This is a genomic window from Cryobacterium sp. MLB-32 (assembly GCF_000738085.1).
GTDB lineage: Bacteria > Actinomycetota > Actinomycetes > Actinomycetales > Microbacteriaceae > Cryobacterium.
Window position 1 is genome coordinate 1 of record NZ_JPRS01000472.1, and the last position, 880, is coordinate 880.

1 protein-coding gene is annotated in these 880 nt (G+C 68.0%); it reads right to left on the reverse strand.

The genetic code is table 11. The features are described 5' to 3' along the window. Nucleotides 1-103 precede the first annotated feature (103 nt). Nucleotides 104-580 (reverse strand): hypothetical protein, encoded by a 477-nt coding sequence (locus tag JF66_RS22000; RefSeq protein ID WP_051973776.1) that lies wholly within the window; start codon nucleotides 578-580, stop codon nucleotides 104-106. Nucleotides 581-880: the final 300 nt, after the last annotated feature.

Below are 880 nucleotides of genomic sequence, written 5' to 3' on the forward strand. Positions count from 1 at the left end.
GGGCTCACCGGAGACACCCGCGGCACCCCCAGAGGAATTGTCGGCGGGAGGGTCGGCGGTGTTGCGGGCATAACAGGGTCCTCTCAAGCGGTGAAGACGCCGATCACAGAGATATGGCAGGCGCTGCTGCCACCTTTCCGCCCGCCAGCGCCTGGCGTAAGGGCGGGTTGGTGTTGGGCATGCCGGCCCACCAGCTCGCGCAAAAAAGCCGCCCATTCGTCGTCGCGATCCCGGCTTGGATCCACGTCACCGAGACGGTCGCGGTAAACCTGCGAGCCAATCCCTCGGCATACGCCATCAACACCGACAACGCCTCCCCGCCCGCAGAGCCAGCAGGTTTGGGCCAGAGCACCACAGCGTCGAGAGCATCACGCACCAACAACCCAGTGAAGCGTTCACCGATCAGCACGGCCGACGCGGCGAAGGCGCGCAGCCAACCCCTGACCGTGGAGACCGGCCTGCCGCAGCCGGCAGCGATCGTCCGGTGGCCCCGCCCCAGCACGGTCTTCGCCTCAATCGCCGCCGCGATCACCTCTGCCGTGTCCGCCCGCCGGGCAGCCAACCGCACCTCGAGCAGCACATGCGTGGTTTGGCAGCCTGCGCACCGCGACCGGCGCGGGCGAAGGCTGCGGCCCACCCACTTCGTGTCGAGGCCGTCCCGAATCACGCGGGGCCTGGCCCAGCCCCACGGGCGCAACCGGCCACCACAATCAGGGCACGCCACGCGCCCGACCAGCAGGTTCGACTCGACAACAGCAGGATCATGACTTACCGTGAGCATCAGCGCGGCCTTACGCGTTAGAACGGCCCGGCGTGATCCTTCAAGATTGCACGCCGGGCCATTTGTCTATCCGGACATCGTCAGCCTGACGCCGCCGAC